The organism is Dolichospermum heterosporum TAC447, assembly GCF_024584745.1.
GTDB lineage: Bacteria > Cyanobacteriota > Cyanobacteriia > Cyanobacteriales > Nostocaceae > Dolichospermum > Dolichospermum heterosporum.
This window is the reverse complement of the sequence record NZ_CP099464.1, coordinates 1,021,875-1,039,810: the sequence shown is the minus strand read 5'-3', so window position 1 is coordinate 1,039,810 and position 17,936 is coordinate 1,021,875. Positions and strand designations below refer to the sequence as shown.

Annotated in this window: 11 protein-coding genes and 1 tRNA gene; 6 read left to right on the top strand and 6 right to left on the bottom strand. The window is 38.0% G+C overall.

Annotation, left to right across the window (positions count from 1 at the left end):
- Positions 1 to 31: 31 nt before the first annotated feature.
- The 4 genes from NG743_RS04660 to tatC form a co-directional block, all read right to left on the bottom strand.
- A tRNA-Lys gene (locus NG743_RS04660) sits at positions 32 to 103 on the bottom strand.
- A gap of 62 nt (positions 104 to 165) precedes the next feature.
- Positions 166 to 1,035, bottom strand: a complete 870-nt coding sequence (locus tag NG743_RS04655; protein WP_027404646.1) for an aldose epimerase family protein — start codon at positions 1,033 to 1,035, stop codon at positions 166 to 168.
- 543 nt (positions 1,036 to 1,578) lie between these two features.
- On the bottom strand, positions 1,579 to 2,616 hold the full coding sequence (gene pdhA / locus NG743_RS04650) for a pyruvate dehydrogenase (acetyl-transferring) E1 component subunit alpha (RefSeq protein WP_193964707.1): 1,038 nt from the start codon (positions 2,614 to 2,616) through the stop codon (positions 1,579 to 1,581).
- A 274-nt stretch (positions 2,617 to 2,890) separates the two neighbouring features.
- Positions 2,891 to 3,673: a twin-arginine translocase subunit TatC gene (tatC, locus tag NG743_RS04645; protein ID WP_027404648.1), complete on the bottom strand. Its 783-nt coding sequence runs from the start codon at positions 3,671 to 3,673 to the stop codon at positions 2,891 to 2,893.
- 1,147 nt (positions 3,674 to 4,820) lie between these two features.
- Between tatC and NG743_RS04640 the strand changes: the two genes are divergently transcribed.
- The 6 genes from NG743_RS04640 (at position 4,821) to NG743_RS04615 (ending at position 13,601) form a co-directional block, all read left to right on the top strand.
- A complete protein-coding gene (locus NG743_RS04640) occupies positions 4,821 to 5,024 on the top strand; it encodes a hypothetical protein (RefSeq protein ID WP_193964486.1) in 204 nt (67 codons plus the stop codon).
- Between the two features lie 476 nt (positions 5,025 to 5,500).
- Complete coding sequence (locus NG743_RS04635) at positions 5,501 to 6,838, top strand: P-loop NTPase fold protein (protein WP_027404650.1); 1,338 nt, start codon at positions 5,501 to 5,503, stop codon at positions 6,836 to 6,838.
- Complete coding sequence (locus NG743_RS04630; RefSeq protein WP_257121597.1) at positions 6,808 to 11,895, top strand: WD40 repeat domain-containing protein; 5,088 nt, start codon at positions 6,808 to 6,810, stop codon at positions 11,893 to 11,895. The genes NG743_RS04635 and NG743_RS04630 overlap by 31 nt, the downstream gene beginning before the upstream one ends.
- A gap of 62 nt (positions 11,896 to 11,957) precedes the next feature.
- On the top strand, positions 11,958 to 12,191 hold the full coding sequence (locus tag NG743_RS04625; RefSeq protein ID WP_096668521.1) for a 2Fe-2S iron-sulfur cluster-binding protein: 234 nt from the start codon (positions 11,958 to 11,960) through the stop codon (positions 12,189 to 12,191).
- Positions 12,192 to 12,859: 668 nt separating this feature from the next.
- On the top strand, positions 12,860 to 13,207 hold the full coding sequence (locus NG743_RS04620) for a Tse2 family ADP-ribosyltransferase toxin (RefSeq protein WP_193962048.1): 348 nt from the start codon (positions 12,860 to 12,862) through the stop codon (positions 13,205 to 13,207).
- A gap of 34 nt (positions 13,208 to 13,241) precedes the next feature.
- A complete protein-coding gene (locus NG743_RS04615) occupies positions 13,242 to 13,601 on the top strand; it encodes a hypothetical protein (RefSeq protein WP_035083338.1) in 360 nt (119 codons plus the stop codon).
- Between the two features lie 182 nt (positions 13,602 to 13,783).
- Here the strand turns inward: NG743_RS04615 and NG743_RS04610 are convergent, their stop codons facing one another.
- Both NG743_RS04610 and NG743_RS04605 read right to left on the bottom strand, forming a co-directional pair.
- On the bottom strand, positions 13,784 to 15,853 hold the full coding sequence (locus tag NG743_RS04610; RefSeq protein ID WP_193962049.1) for a serine/threonine-protein kinase: 2,070 nt from the start codon (positions 15,851 to 15,853) through the stop codon (positions 13,784 to 13,786).
- Between the two features lie 115 nt (positions 15,854 to 15,968).
- Positions 15,969 to 17,678, bottom strand: a complete 1,710-nt coding sequence (locus NG743_RS04605; RefSeq protein ID WP_027404653.1) for a serine/threonine-protein kinase — start codon at positions 17,676 to 17,678, stop codon at positions 15,969 to 15,971.
- Between the last annotated feature and the right edge of the window lie 258 nt (positions 17,679 to 17,936).

The following is a 17,936-nucleotide window of genomic DNA, read 5'->3' as shown; positions in this document are numbered from 1 at the left end:
ACAGACTACTAGGGGCAAGATGTGATTAAAATGGGTGGCCCGGGATTCGAACCCGGAACAAATCGGTTAAAAGCCGAGTACTCTACCGTTGAGTTAGCCACCCTTTTGCTGTTTTTCCAACTTTATCAATATACCATTAACAGCTATGGTTTTGTCAAGGGGGGTCTAGAAAAAATTTGCCGTTAACCGAAAAGAAGCAGTACAACTAGCTCCAGGAGATAACACAGTCAGGTTTTCGCCAGTGTTGAAAGCATTGCGGGTGGCGCTCCAAGGCTCTAGACAGTAGAAATCTTTGCCCTTGACAGTCCAAAACACTAGCCAAGTAGTGAAATCATCATAATCTAGGGTTAGCTTCAATTTGCGGCTGTTATCGGTTACAGATGTAGATGTCTTGGTTAGTTGTCCAAAAGCAAAATCAATTTCATCTTGGTTAAAATCAAACTTGCCATCAAAGTTGTGAAACTCCTTGGTTTTGTTATCTTGATATTGTCCAGAAGGAAGTTCCACTTCTAGCTGATTTTTATCACCACAGAGAAAATAAGGATGGAAACCAGCAGAAAATGGCATAGGAGTGGATGACAGATTTTTATATTCCTGACGCACTACTAAAGTATTACCTTGGAGTTCGTAGGTAAAAGCCAGTTGAAAATCAAAAGGATAAACTGCCTTTGTTTCCTCATTGCTGTTGAGAACCACAGTTACACTAGCTTTACCTTCGGTACTTTGTGCCGTTGCTGTCCAAGGCAATTCTCTCGCAAAGCCATGTTGTTTAATAGTATACGGTTTCCCGTCAACGCTGTAAGTATTATCAGGTAAATTACCGCAAAGAGGAAATAAAATGGGATTACCACCTCTAACGCTCAAATCAGGATGAGTAAAGCGTTCAGCGTCTAAGTAGAAGATTTCCTGACCTTGAACCAGCCAACGAGTAATGATACCACCTCTTTCTGGGACGACTTCTATTTGTGTACCAGCGGTTTTATCAGACAGGATGTAGGTTTTGTATTGTTGTTCTTGAATGTCAATGGTAAACATAATAGCCAGTAGATTGGTGTGGTAATTTGTGCTTATGTCCAGGCAAAAGGAAACAGGCAATACATAAGTAGTGAGACAGAATTAATTACACAATGTCATTGCGTTAGCGCAGCGTGGCGTTAGCCATATGGAACGAAGTGAAATCAAGCAATTCCAAGGGTTGTGATTGCTTCCCTTCCCTCACAATGACTGTAAATATTTTTGTCCAATTACTTATTGCGATTTTTCTACCTTTCTCCCCAATTGTAGGTTGTCATGCCAATAAATTCCACCATGATCATTTGATCTCAAATCTTTACCACATCTCGTTCCTAGTCTCTGACTAGGAATGCAGTTGATGAGGCTCTGCCTCCAATCTTATTGAAGGCAGAGCCTTCTAGAATTTATTCCCAGTCAGAGACTGGGAACAAGAAGATAAATTATATCGCTCAAGCTCCTTCTCTCTGCGCCTCTGCGCCTCTGCGTGAGAAAAATTCATACCTTCAATCACCAACGCTATTTATTTTGTAATATTCCCTAATTACCCATTACCCATGACCCAAATTAAACGTCTTCAGCAAAAATGAAGCGATATAACTCGCTAGGATCTGGTTCAGGACTGGTTTCAGCAAATCTCACAGCTTCGTCTATTACAGCCTGAATTTTCTTTTCCACATCTTTGAGTTCTGCTTCTGTTGCCAGATTTTGTTCTAGCAAATAACCAGCTAACTTTTTAATGGGGTCACGAGCAAACCAAAATTCTTTTTCTTCCTTGCTGCGGAGTTCGTCTGGGTCAGCGAGAGAGTGACCCCGGAAGCGATAGGTCATGGCTTCGATTAAAGTTGGACCTTCACCAGCGCGGGCGCGAGCTACGGCTTCTTGAGCCACTTGACGCACGGCTAAAGCATCCATGCCGTCTACTTCCACACCCACCATGTTAAACACACTGGCTTTTTTGTAAATTTCTGGTTGGGAAGTTGCCCGTTCGTGAGCCATACCGATCGCCCACTTATTATTTTCTACCACAAAAAGAATCGGCAATTTCCATAAAGCTGCCATATTCAATGTTTCAAAAAATTGACCATTGTTAGCAGCACCGTCACCAAAGAAGCAAGCGGTTACTTGGTCGGCGGCTTTGTCTCCCAGGACTTCCCGACGGTATTTAGATTGGAAAGCTGCCCCAGCAGCCACAGGAATACCTTCGGCTACGAAAGCATAACCACCTAGTAAACGATGTTCCGCAGAAAACATATGCATTGAACCACCGCGCCCTTTACTGCAACCTGTGGCTTTACCAAATAATTCTGCCATGACTTCGCGGGCGGGGACTCCGGCGCTTAAAGCATGAACGTGGTCACGGTAGGTGCTGGAAACGAAGTCTTCTCCGGGGCGCATAGCACCTTTAATAATGCCGCTACAAACTGCTTCTTGTCCGTTGTACAGGTGGACAAATCCAAACATTTTTCCTCTGTAGTACATTTCGGCGCATTTATCTTCAAATAAACGACCTAATGTCATGTCTTCATATAAGCCCAATCCTTCTTCTTTGGTGATTTGGACTGTGGCAGTATTAAATGTGGGTAATGTGCGCTCTTGAGCCATGCTGGTGAAGTATTCCTATTGTAAAAGTTAAAGTTAAGTTTGTCTTTGTTTACGTTAGCTATAAATTAGCCGGCGTTGACAAAATTAATTTATCAAAACCTATTTTATATGGTAACAATCAGGATAACTGGCTTTCTGCATAGCGATTAACAATTAATGTAATTTCATCAAGTAAATGAAGCCGCATGAAATAAGATTTTAAGAATAATTAAACGCAGATAAACGCAGATAAACACAGATATGATAATTCTGTGCAGTAACTGACAACTGACAACTACTTACCTGTGAGTTTGACTAGTCCAATTCCACCAAAGTATAGTCCCAAAACTGCACCTGCTAAAAGACTTTGGGTGAGAGGGTCGGTGGAAGGTGTGAGTATTGCTCCTAAAACTACTGCTGCCATAATTACATAACGCCAGCCTTTTAACATGATTTTTGAGGAGACAATTCCCAAGGTAGCCAGCAAGACTTGAATGACGGGAACTTGAAATGCTAGTCCTGTGGTAAATAACAATAACAGCACAAAGTCAAAATATTTGTCAATTGACCACAATTGCTCTACAACATCAGCACCATAGTTAATAAAGAATTGCAATGCGGCTGGGATGAGTGCAATATAGGCAAAGACTAAGCCGCATACAAATAATATGCTTGAACCTAGCACTACGGGAATGACTAACCGCCGTTCGCGTACGGTGAGGCCAGGAAGTACAAATTGAATGATTTGATAAAGAATGAAGGGTGTGGTCAGGATTAAACCACCATAGGCGGCAACTTTCATGGAGACAAAGAAAAATTCTCCGGGGGCTAATTGCAGAAATTTTACGCCGTGAGCGGGAATTTCTAGTAGCTGGACTAGGGGTTTAACTACGATAAAACAACCGATAATACCCACTGCCACTACTATGAGGGAATAGAAAATTCTTTGTCGCAACTCTTCCAGATGGTCGAAAATGGACATTTCCACTTCACCTGGTAATTCATCTAGGGGGCTGATAGATGGTTCTGGGTCTGAGTTAGGGGATTTGATTGTATCTACGTCTTGTGAAGAGGTCATGAGTAAGAGGAGTGGGAATCGTTTGTTAGGCAATCTTTGTTCACTATTCTATAAGGAATAGGTCTGAAAACTCTTGAAGTTGTCAATAGACATCTCCAAAAAAGATGGTAGAGACGTTCCATGTAACGTCTCTACAAGGGTTTCAGGTCACGCATATTTAATTTCTGGAGATGTCTAATGAGTCAGGAAAATTAACTTTAAGCAAAAGCTCAATTTATTCCCTTGCGGAGTATAACTTTTTCTAAATTCTCCTGATAGCGCAGCCTGGCGTTAGCCATACTCCTGAATGGGCGCAGTCCCTGCGCCCCTACCTCCTGATAGCGTGGCGTTAGCCATACTCCTAGTAGTTCGTCAAATTTATTTTGACGGGTAATGATCGGAAAAAACTTCTGTTCTTCCCCGCTCCCCCTGCTTGCCTTCACAGACAACTTATTCAGCAAACTTATTTATTTTTGGTAATATTTATATCTTTGATTTTATTTTTATATTTGTAATTATTTTTACTTAAAAGTATTAATTAATACAATACTTCTTTTTTGACACTGTTAATTTACTAATACTTAATTTGTTAAGTATTAATTTAAAACTCAGTATGAGTTGGTGAATATTAATTAGCTATATCCCCTGTGATGAGTCATTTTTTCATGATTACGAAAAAATAATCTCTGGTGGTGATTAGATGCAATTGTGTTTTAGATTACGTCGTTTATTTGATGACGCATAATATCTATTTTTGTTTCTGGTCAAAAAAAGATTTTTTTCTCCGGGTTTTTCTCAGAGAATTTGTACAGATAGAAAGAACGTTATCTTGTGGTTAAATTAACTCTGCCAGGGGGTAAGAGTTAATTTAGCAGTCATAAATCTAAATTTGGATTTGTGAATCAATGAAAACAATAACTTGTTTGTTCATTCTGAGATAAATCAAGGATGTAATTGGGTAATGTCCAATATTAGTCTAGATTAGTCTTTGCAATAAATAAATGAGATAAGTTAATGCGCTTTGAGTTGGCATTGTTTGTAGTGTCTTGTTTGATGCTATGGGCAGATTTTTTATGGCAATTTTGAAAACCATTAACTAATTCACAAGTTTTCATTCACGAAGATGATGTTGCTGATTACGCAATAGCATTCTGAGTTGAGTTTTGATATGAAAAAAACAATTGGTTTAGGACTAATGGTGTTGTCTGTCTATCTGTACAATTCCAGTGCTTGTTTTGCAGGGAATAAGCTGTCCATTGACAATGCAGGGGTAAGAATCGGAAATTATTCTCAATCACAGTTAGTGGTAGGTATGTCTGCTAGGGATGAAGAATCAGGTGACTGTATTCGTAGGGGTAGATGCAGAGATTAATATGCTTTGGTAATAATTACAGTTGAAGCTACGTAATTAGTGTTTGACTAGATTTGTCAGAACATCAAGTTTTTTATCAACTTTCAATATTTTGCCTATTTTGGGTTGCTTCAGTAGAGGGAGTGATTCAATCGTTGTGGCGGTTATCAATTGGATGCAATACAATTAAGTAATTCAGGGCGGGGGTTCCCTTTTTGCTTATTTTCATTCCGGCACTTGCTTGTCTTATGAGGTACGGATGACGGGTATCTTTTCCGCTATCTATACCTTATAACACTGAAAACTTCTGCACGTAATTAATGTAAATTTTAATGCAAGTAAATTGCTTTGGGGACTGGGTAGGGTGAGGCTGTGAAGAAAAAGATCAAATTAGTTGTATTTACATACTAAGTTGTTGCGGATATGTCTAGTTTTCCGCTGTAAAAGAGATTGTGACAGATGATGTTGTGACAATTACAGCGTGAATTGGATTTTTTATGATTTTTAATTTAGAAAGATTTTATCAGGCTTGTAATCCTTCCCGTCCCTTGATGATTGAGAATGTAGACGACCGGATGTATTATATTGATTTTACTTCAGTCCGGGGTGGGAAGATCATTGAAGCTCTGCTGCGGACTATTACTAAGATATCTCCAAATACGCCAACCTGTCAGTTATTTACAGGACATTTGGGCTGTGGAAAATCTACGGAATTATTAAAACTCAAGGCTGAGTTGGAAGCGCAGGATTTTCATGTGGTCTATTTTGAGTCTACTCATGTTTTAGAAATGGTAGATATAGATATTACAGATATTCTGTTAGCGATCGCTGGTTTGGTGAGTAAAAACTTGGAAGCGATGAAGCTGCGTGTCCAACCTAGTTACTTTACTAAGTTGTTTGGGGAGTTGGTAGATTTTCTGCAAACTCCTTTAGACTTGGGAGTAGAAGCCGAATTATCGGTAGGAATTGCCAAAATTACGGCAAAAACCAAAGAAAGTCCCCAGTTACGCAGACGCTTAAGAGACTATCTAGAACCACGCACAGAGAATATCTTACAATCAATTAATGAAGAACTGTTAGACCGAGCTAATTTGGAGCTAAAAGCCAGGGGGAAGAAGGGATTGGTGGTGATTGTGGATAACTTGGATAGGGTGGCGGTTCGTCCTCTACCTTCTGGGCGATCGCTCCCCGAATACTTATTCATTGATCGAGGAGAACAGTTAAGAAGATTACATTGTCACATGGTCTATACAATTCCCTTAGCCCTGACATTTTCCAATGAAAGCGCCCAACTACAACACCGTTTAGGAGGTGGAGTCGCACCGAAAGTATTACCGATGATTCCCGTGCGTCAACGTTGTGGAGAAATTAATACCGAAGGACTGGGATTGATGCGCCAAATGGTCTTAGCCAGAGCCTTTCCTGATATGTTACCAGGCGATCGCTTAAATTTAGTTACTCAATTATTTGATAACTTAGAAACTCTGGATCGTTTATGTCTGATTAGTGGTGGTCATGTCCGCGACTTATTAGGATTACTATTTGATTGTTTGCGAGAACAAGATCCGCCTTTTGATCGCCAATGTGTAGAATTAGTAATTCAAAGACAACGAGATTACCGGGCTAATGCCATTGATATGGAAGAAAGTGAATTAATCTTGCAGGTACTTCAAGATCAACGAGTTAGAGGCAATGTAGAGTACGATATTTTATTACGCAGTTTATTCATATTTGAATATCGTGATCACCAAGGAGTTTGGTTTGCAGTTAACCCAGTTTTAGCAGAAATGGAAAAGTTTAGATTATGGTTAAAAGACAGCAAGCAGAGAATATAATCGCCGCTAACCAAAAGTCTTTACGTAGTTTGGAAAGAGCAATTACCTTTTCTAAAAATCAGTTTTCAGTTATTTTACTGTGCTGTAACTACGAATTCCTGCGAGATATGATCCAGCAGCAACTAGCAATTAATGGTTGGGGAAATGAGCGCATTCAAAGTATTACTTTAGACAAAAAAACTACAAGTTTATATACAGCAATTCAATCACAACTTACCATTGATCAACCTGCTGGATTAATGATTATGGGGTTTGAATCAATCTATGAAATAGATGATCTCTTGCGTTCCATTAATCAAGTCCGAGACGAATTTCGTAAGTGTTATCAAACCCCCATAATTTTTTGGGTAAATGATCAAGTTTTACAAAAAATCATGCGGTTAGCTCCCGATTTTGCGAGTTGGGCAGCTACACCAATTAGATTTGAAATGACTTCTATTGGATTACTAGAATTTCTCCACGAAGAAACTGACGATTTATTTACAAGAGTCTTACAAAGTAATTATGCTCAAGTTCATCCTGTCACCTTAGAACAAGTATGGATTAGTAGTGACCAACTCCATTATGCAATTAAAGAATTGTATGATAGGGGGATTGGAATCGAGGCAGAATTAAATGCTAGGTTAGAATTTATTTTTGGCATAGATGATTATGTCAATAATCGGATTGATTCTGCCTTAAATAACTTTCAGAAAAGTTTGTGTTTTTGGCATCATCAAGAAGATTTAGAACCGACAGAATATGCAACTGATATAATAGCAGGATTATCTAATTCATCTTGTGCCGATCTTTTAAAACAGTCAATTCTATTATTTTATATTGGATTATGTTACTGTCGTCTTGCCGAACAAAACCCCAAATCAAGAGAAACATATTGGCAATCAGCCAAAACATATTTTCAGCAATCCTTACAAATATTTGAAATTGCTGGACGGATAGATTTAGTTTCAGAATCTATTGAACAATTATTAGAAGTCCTATATAGTTTAAAATCATGGACAGCATTAGAATTTGTCGCTAAAAAATCCCTAGAACTACATCAAATATATGGAAGGAAAATTCAATTAGCTTATGATTATGGTTTTTTAGCGCAGGTAGCCGTACATAATTCAAACTGGACACAAGCTAGTATTTTAGCGCATATATCACTACTACAATTAGAAACAGAAAAAAATCGCCCAGAATCAAATAATTATTTATTTCCTCTGATATTAGAGCAAATTTATTTATTAACTTTAGCCAAAGCCCTCAATCATCTAGGAAAAATAACGGTAGCAGAAGAATATATAAATACAGCATCTCAACAACTACCATCAGCTTTAGAGAACAGTGAACATCAATATGATCCCCATCGTTACATTCGCTTATTACATAATTTAAGATTATTATACTTTCAAATAGGACACTATCTTCAAGCCTATATTATTAAACAAAAACTCCATTCTGTAGAACAACAATATGGTTTTGTCTCCTTTATTGGGGCTGGAAGGTTACAACCTCAAAGACAAGTCACCAACCCCAGTTTAGTATCTACATTTGGTAGTAATAGTATAGCCTTAGAAATTGCCGCTTCTGGTAGAAACTCTGATGTTAATCGCTTAATTGGTAAAATTAGTCGTGCAGACCAAAAATTAATAGTTATTCATGGACAGTCAGGTGTTGGTAAAAGTTCTATCGTTACGGCTGGCTTAGTTCCCGCACTACAAAACCGCGCTATTGGTGATCAAATTGCTGTACCAGTTGTCCTCCAAGTTTATAGAGATTGGTTAGGAGAATTAGGAAAATCCTTTACCAAAGCTATGTTAGAAATGGGGAAACAATCAGCCATTGAAACAGAATCTCGATCTAAGTTTTGTCCTCTGATAACTGCTAATGACATTTTACAACAATTACGAAAAAATGCAGATAATCACTTAATTACAGTTTTAATTTTTGATCAATTTGAAGAATTTTTCTTTGGTTATACAGATTTTCACGAAAAACAAGCATTTGATCAATTTATTAGTAATTGTTTAGGTATATCTTTTGTGAAAGTTATTTTAACTTTGCGCGAAGATTATTTACATCGCCTTCTAGATTTTAGATGTCTCTCATCAATTGATGTAATTAACAATAATATTCTTGATAAAAATATTCGTTATCAACTGAATAATTTTTCTCCTGAAAATACCAGAAAAATCATTCAAAAATTAACTGAACGTTCACATTATTACTCCCAACTCAAATTAGAACCAGATTTGATTGATGCTTTAGTTGCGGATTTATCTTCAGAAATGGGTGAAGTTCGTCCGATAGAATTGCAATTGGTAGGCGCACAATTACAAGATAAATATATTACTACGCTTGCACAGTATGAACCCTATCGTCCCAATAAGTTAATTCAAACATATATTCAAGAATTAATTAAAGAATGTGGGAAAGAAAACGAACGAGCTGCTCTTCTAGTTTTATACTTATTAACCGATGATAATAACAAAAGACCCTTTAAAACCCGTGCAGAATTAACATTAGAACTTTCAGAGTTGGAAGACCCTAGTAAATTAGAGTTAATTTTAGATATTTTAATTCGCTCTGGGTTAGTTGTGATATTTCCTAATGTTCCTGAACGCTATCAATTAATTCATGATTATTTAGTTAGCTTAATCCGTCATTTACAACGCCAAGAATCTGGATTACAAATACAAATTAATACATTACGGGATAAAGTTAGAAATAGTTATCAAGAAATTGAACGTCTGAAAAATGAATTAAGAAAAAATCAAACCGATTTTAATTTAGAACATATCCACAATCACCAAGGAGATAATTTACTGTCAGAATTACGAGAATTACGCAAGCGAGAAGAAGAAAGTCAAACAGAAATTCAACATCTGCGAACAGAATTAAAAGAAAAAGAGTTGATTACAAAATTAGCCGATAGCCAGGAAAAACAACGTTTAAGTGCAATTAGATTAAATATCGCCCTAAAAGTAGCCTTAACAGCTTCTATTATTGCTATATTTGGCTTAACTACTTCTGTGATTACGTCCACAGATAGTGAAATGAAAACTCTAAGTGCGTCCAGTGAGGCTTTATTTGCTTCTGAAAAAGGTATTGATGCTCTTAAAGAAAGTTTAAAAGCAGGAAGAAAATTAAAAAAGACTCTATGGAGAAATACTTCTACTCAAGAAAGGGTATTAACTGCACTATATCAAGCGGTTTACGGAGTCAAAGAACGTAACCGCCTAGAAGGTCATTTATCGGGGGTGAGAATGGTGGCCTTTAGTACTGATAAATCTTTAATAGCTTCAGCTAGTGCAGATACCACAATTAATCTTTGGAGTCCTCATGGAATTTTAGTGAGGACTTTATCAGGACATGATGATGTGGTAAATAGTCTATCTTGGTCCCCTGATAGTCAAATATTAGCTTCTGCTAGTCAAGACAAAACAATTAAACTGTGGAATCGAACAGGTAAACTCCTAAAAACCTTACTCGATCATACATCTGTAGTGAATAGTGTGAGTTTTCATCCTTATGAAAAAATTATCGCATCTGCTAGTACAGATCAGACTATCAAACTTTGGAGTCAAGAAGGTAAGCTACTCAAAACTTTAGTAGGTCATAAAGATGCTGTTTTAGCTGTAGCTTGGTCTGGTGATGGTAAAATCCTGGCTTCTAGTAGTGCTGATAAAACAATAAAATTGTGGAGTCGAGAAGGTCGGTTACTCAAAACTTTGTCGGGGTATAAAGATGCTGTTGTCGCTATAGATTGGTCTCCTAATAGTGAAATTCTTGCTTCTGCTAGTATGGATAAAAAAATTAAATTATGGAGTCGAGAAGGTCAATTACTCAAAACTTTTTCTGGACACAGCAGCGGTGTTATTAGTGTTGATTTTAGTAAGGATGGACATACTCTGGCATCTGCGAGTATGGATGAAACAATTAAAATTTGGAGTCTTGATGGTAATTTACTCGGAACTCTGCGAGGACATAATAGTTGGGTAAATAGTGTCAGTTTTAGCCCTGACGGACTAACTCTAGCATCTGCTGGTAGGGATAAAACTATTATTTTATGGCGTTGGGATAGTCTGACCTTGCATCATCCCCAAACTAATGATGATTGGGTGACAAGTATTAGTTTTAGTCCTGATAGTAATGCTATTGTTGGTGGTTGTCTGGATAAAACAATAAAAATCTGGAATCAAAATGGTAAATTACTAAAAATATTCACGGGTCACGATGATCAAGTTTGGGGTGTAGCGTGGTCGCCTGATGGTAAAATTATCGCCTCTGCTAGTAAGGATCAAACAATTAAATTATGGAGTCGAGATGGGACTTTACTCAAAACTTTAAATGGTCATAATGATACTGTTTTAGCTGTGGCGTGGTCGCCTGATAGTAAAATCATCGCCTCTGCTAGTAAGGATCAAACAATTAGATTATGGGGTCGAGATGGGACTTTACTCAAAACTTTAAATGGTCATACTGATGCTGTTAATTGGGTGAGTTTTAGTCCTAATGGTAAATTTTTAGCTTCTGCTAGTGATGATAAATCAGTAAAAATATGGGCAAGGAATGGGGAAGTTATCAAAAATTTAACTGGTCATACTCGCAGGGTAAATGGTGTAGCCTGGTCGCCTGATGGTAAATTATTAGCTTCAGTTAGCCTTGATAGTACGGTGAAAATTTGGGGTGAGAACGGTATTTTACAAAAAACTCTGATGGGGTATGGTGATGCTTTTATTGGTGTTAAGTTTAGTCCAGATAGTCAAACTCTAGCAGTAAGCAGTGATAATAAACTCAGGTTGTGGAACCGAGAAGGTGTTTTATTGATGATATTACAAGGTGATTCTGAAGAGTTGAGTAGTGTTAGTTTTAGTCCAGATGGTCAAATATTGGCTGCTGGTAGTGATAAAGATAATGTAATTTTACGCAAGTTGTCAGATATTAAATTAGAAAGTTTATTGAAACGCAATTGCCATATTTTAAAAGATTATTTACTGTATAATCCAAATATGACTAGAAAAGATGGCTATAAAGAGCAAAGTTACCGCAGTTTGTGTGAAGATGATTAGAAAAATAATTCTTAATTACTCTTTTTTAGCTGTTATTTAAGCAATAAAAACCTGTTATAACTATGCAAATTAATTTTTTACCAGATGATATTACTGTCAATGCTGAAGTAGGAGAACCGTTGTTAGATGTAGCGGAACGGGCTGGGGTGTCAATTCCTACGGGTTGTCTGATGGGGACTTGTCACGCTTGTACTGTAGAGTTAGATGATGGGGAAGTTATTCGGGCTTGTATTACCGCAGTTCCACCGGGAAAGGAGAAGTTGACGGTGCATCTTTTTAGTGATCCAACTTGGTAATTATGTTTTGTTTCGCGCAAAGATGCTAAGAAGCAAAGGCGCAAGGAAGAAACAAGCCTGTATATAAGCAGAATAGGTATATAGTATGTCTAGCAATGGTTTCTTGTCAAGGATTATGCTATTTATACTAAACACGGGTGAGATTTAAACTTTTGCCAAATGACAAAGAACCCAGATGTGTAGGGGTTTAGCAAGAGCTTCATTGGTTTCAACTTAGGCTACAGATGGCTTATTTGTTGGCTTCCACACCCACCCAGAAATGAATTTCCGGGCTAATAGCGAAAGTAAACTAAAGTTTACTCAAAAATTTCTGGGTTATTTAGTCATCAAAAGACAACTTCTGCTATTAGACTGGGAATTCATTCCCAGGCGGGCTATGGGTTTTACGTTAATGCTATTAGGGACTTCCAAGAAATAAATTATCCTGATTAACGAACCACAGAGGCGCAGAGGACACAGAGGAATAAGGGTTTGAGAGATTTTTGCGTTAGGTGGTTGAGTATTTTTTTATTTGGAAGTCCCTTAAACTGGGAATTCATTCCCAGGCGGGCTATGGGTTTTACGTTAAGTTGACACCAATGAAGCTCTTGCTTTACCCCTACGTTTAGAATCAAACAATCAAGCCGTTTTGAGTATAATACACAAATTAAAGACTGAAATCCTACTTAATGAACAACACACCAATTATTCTTTATAGACAAGGAAATGCCAATTCCCCCAGAATGGATAATGTTCGCCCTGATAAAGATATTGCTTGCTATGATCAGGATGGGGGAGTATGGGTTATGACTACTTTAGCAGATGGGGAATCAACAGGGGGAATATCAACATTTGCTAATCCAGGTTATGGTAAAAATTGGTGGCAATTACAAGCAGGAACAAAAATACCAGAACAGCTAGAATTAGTTAATGACTATGATAATCACTGGCTGTGGAAACCCATTCAAGATATGCCATTGGAGGATTATAAAAAAGAATTACAACAGATAGGTACGTATTTCTCTAAAGTTAATTAATAATAGTTACAGTCATCATTGGAAGGAATTAGCTATGGATTTATCATTTAAAGATATCAAGTTCATGATCGAAGCTGTTGATAATTTGATGGTAAAATACCAAGAAAGAATCAATCAAATTGAAGACTTGGATGAATATGAAGATGAAGTTTCTGATCTAGGAAATGATATAATGTTTTTATCATCTCTTCGCAAAAAAATAGATGATAGTTTAAACGATAGTGTTAGTCCGCAAGTAAATACTTCTATTTTCAGACCACTTTCTATTGGGGGGAGAAAATACAGTAAAGAGGAAATCCTAAAAGCCGACTCAAAGCAGTTAGAAGCAATAATAAAGGCATCAACTAATCACCCCACCGCACATATAAAGTCTGGGTTTGATGAGGATAAATAGCTTCACTCTTTCTTGGTAAGCCATACTCTTAGACCTCACAGATACAGCACTTCCCCATGTTATGAGGTACAAGAACCCCACCCCCAACCCCCTCCCCGCAAGCGATGAGGGGGTTATGATATACGTCATATAATTGGAAACGGCTGTAATTTTTATGGCTTACGCCACTCTATCCTTAAGTCCTAATTACTTTCAGGTGTGGGTGTTTCTGTGGGAGTTGGTTCTTCTGTTGGTTCTTCTGTTGGTTCGGGTTCTGGGGGGTTTTCTGCGGTTAGGGTGAGTTGATAATCTACGGATTCTGAGGCTGTGGAAACAACAACAAATTCATAAAATCCTTTTTCTGGTAATGTTGCAGATATCGTCCGTGTTTGAGAGTCTTGTAGTAATGGGGTTTTCCCAGAGGGGGAATAAATTGAGAGTAAAACTTTGGAATTTGCTTCTAGTTTCACTTCCATATTTTGATCTTTGGCTAGTCCAACAATAAAAACTTTACCTTTTCCTGGTTGGAGAGTTCCACTCACTGTTTTACCTGTAGTGCCTTCAGGAAAGACTATTGTTTCCAATATGCTTTTGTCAAGAATGGTGTTAAGTTGATCATTGACAAATGCGTACCAAACTTGTCCAATGGGTTGGTTAATAAAACTTTTACTCTTTTGTTCGGGAAATTCACTGAAAAAAGCGGCATCACCTAAATCATATAAAGACCGACTACCAACGTTGATTTGATTAACTTGGGCTTTCCAGATTGCGCGTTCATCCCCAGTATAATTTCCCAGTTGACGGCGGGAGTCAGAAGTGATTTCTGTTAGCTTTTCTAGGACTTCGGCGGCGGTTTGATCCCATTCGGCTCGTAAATTTTCATCTTCTGGATTATCACTCAGAATACGCCCCTTTAAATTGGGGTATTTTTCGCGGAAAAGTTGGTTTACTAGCTTAACATAAAATTTATAATTTATATCTAATTCTTCACGGCGATCGCTCAATTTTTGTTTGCGTTGTCTTTCTTCCGGTGAAAAAGTTACTTCTGTTTTTGCTGTTTCGGTGGAATGGGGACTGGGTAAAATTATCGGGTTATTTCCCTGTAAATTGTTGGTAGGGGTTTTAAGTTTTTGCCAATATAAATAACTCCCAATAGTCAGGAAAAAAACGAGAATCAAAACATTTTTTCCTGTCCAAATACCTGGTTGGGGAGGAGTGGGAATCATCACTGGTTCAGGAACGGGGATTTTCGGGGGAGAAATAGCAACTGTAGCAGATGTGGGGGGTTGAGTTTGGGGATAGCTAACAGATTGAGGGTTGAGGACTTGGAGAAGTTGACGGGCTGTTTGATAGCGATCGCTGGCAATTGGTGATAACATTTTGTCTATGATTTGTCCAAGTGCGGAACTGAGGCTGATTTCCCGTCGCCATTGCCAACTAAAATTATAAGTATCAATTAATTCTTGGGGTTGTTTACCTGTCAGTAAAACTAACGTTGTGACGGCTAAAGCATATAAGTCACTATGGGTAGACACCATACCAGTTTGCATTTGTTCTGGGGGTGCAAATCCTATTTTTCCTAACAAAGTGCCATTTGTGGGAGATGCTATTCCCCCTGTTTGGTAATATTGAGAGGCGACGGTAGCGGCTACTTGTTTAACACCTCCAAAATCAATTAATACTGGTAATTTATCACTACTCCGAAGCATTAAATTATCAGGAGAAATATCACGATGAATAACCCCCAGGGCGTGAATATATTCTAATACTGGTAAAATTTGCTGTAATAATTGGCGGATTTCTATTTCTCTAAATTTTAAACCCTGTTTTTGCCGACTATTTAATAAGGAATTATAAGTTTCACCATCTATATAATCTTGGACTAGAAAAAGACTTTCTTTCCCTTGGAAGTTGATGCGTAATAGTTCCCGAAATCGGGGAATTTGAGGATGTTGTAATTTGTAAAGTACACTTGCTTCTCGCTGAAAAAGTTCTTCGGCTTTTTGGACAATGTAGGGAGTTTGTACCTGGGGAGAAAATTCTTTTAAAACACAAGCTTCTCGAAAGCGGTTAAGGTCTTCTGCTAAGTAGGTTTTGCCAAATCCTCCTTGACCAATTTGCCGAATAATAACATAGCGATCGCCTAAAGTTTGTCCCGCTTGAATACCTTGATTTCTAGATGTCGGTACGCTGCCAATTCTGTCTCCACATTGGAGACAAAACCTACTACCCGACGGATTTTTATGCCCTTGAGAACAGTATATATTAGTCATTGGTCATTGGTCATTAGTCAGTTGTCAGTTGTCAGTTGTCAGTTGTCAGTTGTCAGTTGTCAGTTCTGACAAATTACCCATTACCCATTACCCATTACCCATTACCCATTACCCATTACTTATTTTCTACTTTATCAGATGCGATCGCATACCAGATTTGCAGAAAAGTTTTTTGATTTAGTTTCCCGCGTTCCTGACCAGGAAACAACGGGTCAAAGGTCTGATATGTATCTGCGCGTAAATCCTGAAAAGATTTATAATTACCTAATTTTCCGGCTTTGGCTAACTGTTCCCAGCGTTGGGAATCCTGTTGACTATAACTACCTATTTTCTTTCTAGCAGGTTCACTTAAATTAGCCTTTTCTAGATTATTTAATAACTTATTAGCGATCGCATTCCATTGTAATCTCAAAGCTGCGTCTTCGGGGTTTTGAGTTAACTTGCGGTTGTTTAATTCTGGTTTTTCGGCATAAAAAACTTCATTAACGGTGTTAGTAAAAAATGCCGGAGAAATTTCTAACTGTTGTAGACGAATAAACACCTGTTGAATAGTGCGATTAGTTTGATTTTTTTCATCCTCAGGATTATTCTTAGATGGGATTTTGGGAAGTTCAACTTGCGGAACTTTAATTGAGGTTATTCCCTTAACTGCAAAATTTCCTAAAGCAAACATACCCGCACCTGTTGACAACATTACCGTAGTCATAATAAAGCTGACCATAAAAGGACGCAACCATTTTGGCATGGGTATTTTCTGAACAAACAAACTTGTCTGATTGTGGACACCACCATGAATACTGCGAACCTGCTTTATTCCTGGTGCTACCACCTGTGTTTTCAACTTAGTAATATAGGGATTGGGATTATTGTTAGAAGTTTGCATAATCTGTGGTGTAGATGAGGTAGATGGTAAAGGTAAATCTTTAATAACTTGTTCGGCTTTTTGATAGCGATCGCTCGGCTTATATGCCAACATCTTTTTTAAGACAGTCTCTAATTTGGGACTAACCTTAATTTCCTTACCCCAAAGCCAAACCCCATTAAAGCTATCATAAAGTAAATGTGGTTCTTTCCCCGTCATTAATACCAAAGCCGTCACCGCTAACGCATAAAAGTCACTGTTCTTATAAACTTTTCCCTGAAGTAACTGTTCCTCTGGTGCGTATCCCTTCTTACCTAACAAAGTCGCATTTACAGCCAATTGTGTCCGCCAAAAACCCTGAGAAGCTGGTAACTGTTTAACCCCTCCAAAATCAATCAATACGGGCAAATTATCACTTTGGCGCAAAATCAAATTATCCGGGGAAATATCGCGGTGAACTATATCTAAAGAATGAATATAAGTTAGCACAGGCAGAACATTATGTAGTAAATTAATTACCTCCTCCTCACTAAAAGACTGTCCTTGACCCCGACGCTGTTCAAATAATTGGTCATAATTATCACCCTCAATATAATCTTGCACCAAAAAGAAAAAATCCTTAGTCCCAATTTTGGCGGAAAAAGAAGCATGAAACCGGGGAATTTGGGGATGTTGGATTTTTTTGAGGACACTTGCTTCCCGTTCAAACAGTTCCTTAGCCTTTTGTAACTCCTGGGGTTTAACAACATTGGGGGCAAATTCCTTTAAAACGCAAGTTTTTCGAGATTTTTGCCGATCAATCGCTAAATAACTGCGGCCAAAACCACCTTGTCCCAATATCCGCGCAATTTCATAACGATTATCAATAACTTGTCCCACCGTCAAAGGTAATGCTTCACCGCATTGAGTACAAAAACGATGACCGCCATTATTTATGTGTTGTTGACTGCAATATATTTGCATGATCCGGGAAGATAAATGGAGAGTTATCAATGGCTACAAAAGCAACGAGGTAATTTACGTTCCCGTAGTATCTGACAGCCAAAATTTTTATTTTATCTCTTGTAGGGTGCGTCAGACCCGATAATTTGGTAAGTAGCGAGACAGAATTAATTACACAATGTCATTGCGTTAGCGTTGCGTGGCGTTAGCCATATGGAACGAAGTGAAATGAAGCAATCGCAAGGGTTGTGATTGCTTCCCTTCCCTCGCAATGACTGT

Coding starts and splice junctions, on each gene's coding strand:
- NG743_RS04655 (WP_027404646.1), bottom strand. CDS start 1,035: ATGTTTACCATTGACATTCAAGAACAACAATACAAAACCTACATCCTG.
- pdhA (WP_193964707.1), bottom strand. CDS start 2,616: ATGGCTCAAGAGCGCACATTACCCACATTTAATACTGCCACAGTCCAA.
- tatC (WP_027404648.1), bottom strand. CDS start 3,673: ATGACCTCTTCACAAGACGTAGATACAATCAAATCCCCTAACTCAGAC.
- NG743_RS04640 (WP_193964486.1), top strand. CDS start 4,821: ATGAAAAAAACAATTGGTTTAGGACTAATGGTGTTGTCTGTCTATCTG.
- NG743_RS04635 (WP_027404650.1), top strand. CDS start 5,501: ATGATTTTTAATTTAGAAAGATTTTATCAGGCTTGTAATCCTTCCCGT.
- NG743_RS04630 (WP_257121597.1), top strand. CDS start 6,808: ATGGTTAAAAGACAGCAAGCAGAGAATATAATCGCCGCTAACCAAAAG.
- NG743_RS04625 (WP_096668521.1), top strand. CDS start 11,958: ATGCAAATTAATTTTTTACCAGATGATATTACTGTCAATGCTGAAGTA.
- NG743_RS04620 (WP_193962048.1), top strand. CDS start 12,860: ATGAACAACACACCAATTATTCTTTATAGACAAGGAAATGCCAATTCC.
- NG743_RS04615 (WP_035083338.1), top strand. CDS start 13,242: ATGGATTTATCATTTAAAGATATCAAGTTCATGATCGAAGCTGTTGAT.
- NG743_RS04610 (WP_193962049.1), bottom strand. CDS start 15,853: ATGACTAATATATACTGTTCTCAAGGGCATAAAAATCCGTCGGGTAGT.
- NG743_RS04605 (WP_027404653.1), bottom strand. CDS start 17,678: ATGCAAATATATTGCAGTCAACAACACATAAATAATGGCGGTCATCGT.